Origin of the sequence: Streptomyces sp. MnatMP-M17 (assembly GCF_900091995.1) — a bacterium.
GTDB lineage: Bacteria > Actinomycetota > Actinomycetes > Streptomycetales > Streptomycetaceae > Streptomyces.
The window spans coordinates 1-4194 of the sequence record NZ_FMDK01000670.1; the positions used below are offsets into that span (position 1 = coordinate 1).

Annotated in this window: 5 protein-coding genes; 2 read left to right on the forward strand and 3 right to left on the reverse strand. The window is 70.9% G+C overall.

Annotated elements, in window-relative coordinates; all coding sequences use genetic code 11:
- Nucleotides 1–132 precede the first annotated feature (132 nt).
- Complete coding sequence (locus GA0115259_RS27865; protein ID WP_093602155.1) at nt 133–873, forward strand: SDR family NAD(P)-dependent oxidoreductase; 741 nt, start codon at nt 133–135, stop codon at nt 871–873.
- Between the two features lie 342 nt (nt 874–1215).
- On the opposite strand, the gene GA0115259_RS27875 is transcribed toward GA0115259_RS27865, so the two are convergent.
- From GA0115259_RS27875 to GA0115259_RS27885, 3 genes are all read right to left on the reverse strand, one after another.
- Complete coding sequence (locus GA0115259_RS27875) at nt 1216–1437, reverse strand: DUF397 domain-containing protein (RefSeq protein ID WP_093602157.1); 222 nt, start codon at nt 1435–1437, stop codon at nt 1216–1218.
- Complete coding sequence (locus tag GA0115259_RS27880) at nt 1427–2266, reverse strand: helix-turn-helix domain-containing protein (RefSeq protein ID WP_093602159.1); 840 nt, start codon at nt 2264–2266, stop codon at nt 1427–1429. Before GA0115259_RS27880 ends, GA0115259_RS27875 begins: the two co-directional genes overlap by 11 nt.
- Before the next feature lie 116 nt (nt 2267–2382).
- Nucleotides 2383–3309, reverse strand: coding sequence for an aminoglycoside phosphotransferase family protein (locus GA0115259_RS27885; RefSeq protein WP_202450410.1), 927 nt, complete (start codon nt 3307–3309; stop codon nt 2383–2385).
- Between the two features lie 600 nt (nt 3310–3909).
- Here GA0115259_RS27885 and GA0115259_RS27895 point away from each other — a divergent pair.
- Nucleotides 3910–4194 (forward strand): RNA polymerase sigma factor (locus GA0115259_RS27895; RefSeq protein ID WP_272921214.1); only part of this gene is annotated, 285 nt, incomplete at its 3' end.

Consider the following 4194-nt stretch of genomic DNA (forward strand, 5'->3'; position numbering starts at 1 on the left):
GCCGCCCGCCGCCCGCCGCCCGCCGCCCGGATAATCTGAACGCGAGGTGGGGACGGAGCGGTCCCGAGGCCGGTAATGGACAGGCCGTAGGCACAGGCAGCAGGGACAGACGGCAGCAGCAGGAGGCAGCGCATGTCACGTCCGGTCACCGTCGTCACCGGTGGCAGTCGGGGAATCGGCGCGGCGACGTGTGTCCGGCTGGCGGCCGACGGGCATGACGTGGCCCTCGGGTACGTCAGCAACAGCGCGGCGGCGGAGCAGGTCGCGGGCACCGTGCGGGCGGCGGGCGCGCGTTGTGCCGTCGTACGGGTGGACACGTCGGACGAGGCGGACGTGGAGCGGCTGTTCGACACAGCAGCGGCCGAACTCGGGCCGGTGACCGGCCTGGTGAACAACGCCGGCGTGACGGGCCCGCTCGGCCGCTTCGCCGACACCCGCACCGAGGACCTGCGCCGGGTCCTCGACGTAAATCTCCTGGGCTATCTGCTGTGCTGCCGCCGAGCCGCCCGCGACATGACCGCCCTCGGCACCGGCGCCATCGTCAACATCTCCTCCGCGGCGGCCACGCTGGGCAGCCCCGGCGAGTACGTCCACTACGCCGCCACCAAGGCGGCCACGGACGCGCTGACCGTCGGCCTGGCCAAGGAACTCGGCCCGGCCGGCATCCGCGTCAACGCCGTCGCCCCCGGCATCACCGACACCGACATGCACGCCACGATGGGCGACCCCGACCGCCCGGCCAGGACCGCGCCCGACATCCCGCTCCGCCGCCCCGGCCAACCCTCCGAGATCGCCGCCGCCGTCGCCTGGCTGCTCTCCACGGACGCCTCGTACACCACGGGCACGGTGCTACGGGTCTCCGGCGGGCGGTGAGGCCTTCCGAGTAGTACGGCGTACTCGTCCGCCCTCGCCGACCCGTGATCAGGCCCGGCTCTGCCACTCCACCGGCCCCACCACTCCCCGGCCGTGCCGGGATCAGGGGGCTGGGGTCTCCGCGGTGGCGGTGATCGTTGCTCGGGCCAGGAGGTGCGATGCGATGTTGAAGCCGAGGAGTGCCGGGGCGCCGTCGGCGGGGACGTCGATGTCGGGCCGCGTCTGGCCGCGTCTGGCCGCGCGGGTCCGCCACCGTGGTACGGGCCCTTCGGGCAGAGCGCTGAGCCTCGCCGTCCGGTACGACGGCGAGGCTCGGCGGGGAGTGCGGGGAGTGGGTACGGGTCAGGCGTTCAGGGCGTCCTTGGTGAGGGCGGTGATGAAGGACGACCAGGCGGGCGCGGGGACGGTGAGGGCCGGGCCGTCCGGGTTCTTGCTGTCGCGGACGGGGACGATGCCGGGGACGCCGTCCGCCACTTCGACGCAACTGCCGTTGTCCGGACCGCTGTAGCTGGACTTGCGCCAGCCGGTGAGGGCCGACGCCTTGGGGATGCGACTAACAGTCATTTTCGTAATCCTCAGCCACCGATTCGATGAGGGCCAGGGATGCCGCTGGCGGCAGCGCGGCGGCCCTCGTCAAATCGTATGCCTGACGGAGCTGTCGCACGAGGTGCGGATCGTCGAACAGGGCTCCGGTGAAGACGCCCTCGACGTACGCCATGTCGGGAGCATCGTCAAAACTCATCAGAGTGACCATGCTGCCCATGGTCGCGTGGGCTCCCGCAGAGAACGGCACGACCTGCAAGAAGATCCGGTCCTCTCGCATCAGCCGTGCGAGGTCACGGAGTTGCTCGGCCATCACAGCCGGGCCGCCGACCATCGTCCGCAGGACCGCCTCGCTGAGGACGACCCACACCGTGGGCGACTCCGGATTGTCCAGCAACTGTCGACGGACGGTTCGGCTTTTGACCAACTCGTCCATCCGCTTCGGGTTGGGGTTGGGCTCCCCTGACCGGTACACCGCGCGGGCATAGTCCGGCGTTTGCAGTATCCCCGGGACCAGCGAGACCGCGTGCTCATAGATCGCCGTCGCCAGGCGCTCCGCCTCCGCCGCCTCCCTGAAGTGCGCCGCGTACTTGGCCTCTTCGAGGATGCTGAGCATGCGGTAGAAGCGACCTCCCGTGCCCAGCGCCTTGTCGATCCGCTTCGCGTCCTCCGCGCGCGGCATTCGGCGGCCCGCCTCGAAGTGGGCGATCAGGCTTGCGTGGCAGACCACGCAGTCGCCGAGTTGTTGCTGCGTCAGTCCGGCGGCCTCGCGGGCGATGCGCAGTTCCTGTCCGAAGTGCTTGCGCGGGGGCAGGTACTCCCGCGTCTCGCGCTGGTCCTCTTGCCGCATTTCAACGCTCCTTCTTGACACGTGCTTTGTCGGGCCATGCCCCCAGTTGGAGCGTACGCGCCCACCTTTCACTCTGTAATTCGTTCATCACAGAAAGCGACATGACAGAGGAATCGTCAGGCCTCTCCCAGCACCGCCCGGATCACGTGCCGGGCGTTGCTCGCCATCGCCGTATTCGTCGTCCGGTAGTACGGCAGCGCGATCAGCGCCTGCGAGAGTGTGCGGGCCCGGCCTCGGGTCCAGGTCGCGTCGTCCGCACCGAGCGTCTCGCGGAAGATCTGCCTCGCGTCCGGCGGCAGCAGGTTCCAGGCCGGGAACAGATCGCAGGCCGGATCGCCCACTCCCGTACATCCGAAGTCGATGACCGAGGTCAGCCTGCCGCCGTTGTCCACCAGCAGGTTGCCCGGCATCAGATCGGCGTGCAGCCACACCGGTGGCCCGTCCCAGCCGGGCGCCCGTAGCGCGTTCTCCCATACGGCGGTCACGGCGTCGCAGTCGACGCCCTCCTCTGGGATCGCGCGCAGTTGCCCGATCGCCGCCCGGGTCGGCGCGTCGAGCGAGGCGAGCGGCCCGCCGCGGTAGGCCTCGGGCGGCTCGGGCAAGTTGATGCTCCGCATTGCCGCCACGAAGCCGGCCAAGTCCTTGGCCAGCAGCGCGGGTTCGCGCAGCGCGCCCGCCTCTGGGTTCTCGCCCGCCAGCCAGCCGTACACCGACCACGGCCACGGATAGCCCTCGGCGGGCTGCCCGGCTCCGAGTACCTCGGGGATGGGCATGGGCAGTTGGCGCGCGAGGCGAGGCAGCCACTGCTGCTCCAGCGATACGTCCTTGGCTCCGCCCTCCACCAGCGGCAGCCGTACGACCATGCCGTCGCCCATACTGTCGCCCATGCCGTCGCCCAGCCGATACATGGCGTTGACCGTCCCGCCGGACGGAACCCGCTCCACCGCCAGGCCCGCCCACCGTGGGAACTGCCCGGCGATCAGCCGCCGTACGAGGTCGTCGTCGATGGCGTGGAGTCCGGGATGCATCTGCCCTGTGGTCATGGCGCGCCATCCGATCGCCGCACACCGACGGGCGTCAAACGCTTTTCCGGGCCGGTGTCGCGGCGCGCGGGCGCGGGCGCGTGCGCGGAGGGCGGCGTGGACGTCCGCGTCAACTACGATCGTGGTACTGGCCTGTTGGTCGTAACCGACCGACGGCATCTGCATGGAGGAAGCGGACAGGTGGACGGCGCCGCGCAAGGGAATGGACGGGATACGGGACATCCCGTGACCGAGCCCGCCGCCGCGCCCGCGCCCGCGGCGCTCAGCCGTCCGGTGAGGCGCGTGTGGTGATCCGGGCGCAGAGCGGAACGGAGACGATCGAGTTCTTCGACGAAGGTCTAGCGATGTTCTGAATCAGCGTGCGCTTTGCTGCGGCGCCGGTCGGCGATCCGGGCGTGGATCTTCCCAACCTTGCGTCGGGCCTTGGCGCGGTTGGCGCCGTCGCCCCTGGCCTTCTTCGCCAGGGTGCGCTGAGCCCGCCTGCCGTAGGCCCGTACCACCGCCCATGTGACGCAGCCCACACCCCCACGAAAACCTGGCCGCCGTCCCGGGCGTCTAGCCGGTGTGGGATCACGTAGGAGAACACTCGCGCTCGCCGAGCTGGACGAGGAAGGACTCGTCCGGCTCGTCGCCAAGGGCGACCGCGCCGCGTTCGAGGAGTTGTACCGGCGCACCGCGCCCTGGCTGGCCGTACGGCTGCGGCGGCGGTGTGCGGACGAGCAGATCGTCGCCGAGGTCATGCAGGAGACGTACCTCGCGGTGTGGCGGGCCGCAGGCGCGTTCGCGGGCGCGGCGGTCGGCGGTACGGCCGTCGGCTGGCTGTGGACGATCGCCGCGCGGCGCCTGGTCGACGCGTTCCGGCGGCGGGCGCACCACGCGCGGCTG